Annotated in this window: 1 pseudogene; it reads left to right on the forward strand. The window is 60.0% G+C overall.

The features are described 5' to 3' along the window. Positions 1–34 precede the first annotated feature (34 nt). Positions 35–245, forward strand: a pseudogene (gene tnpB / locus F7Q90_RS26435) (IS66 family insertion sequence element accessory protein TnpB); the annotation flags it as partial.

Genomic DNA, 245 nt, shown 5'->3' on the forward strand with positions numbered 1-245 from the left:
CTGGACATGATAAAGGTACTGTGGGCCGAGCAAGGGCTTCAATGGTCTGGCTTCCAGGGTGCAGAATACGTTACGGGATGACCCGTTCAGCGGGCATCTGTTCATCTTTCGCGGCCGGCGCGGCGACATGATAAAGGTACTGTGGGCCGACCGGGACGGCCTGTGCATGTTTACCAAAAGGCTGGAACGTGGCCGCTTCGTCTGGCCGGTGACCCGTGACGGCAAAATCCACCTGACGCCTGCGC

Origin of the sequence: Pantoea stewartii subsp. stewartii (assembly GCF_008801695.1) — a bacterium.
Lineage (GTDB): Bacteria > Pseudomonadota > Gammaproteobacteria > Enterobacterales > Enterobacteriaceae > Pantoea > Pantoea stewartii.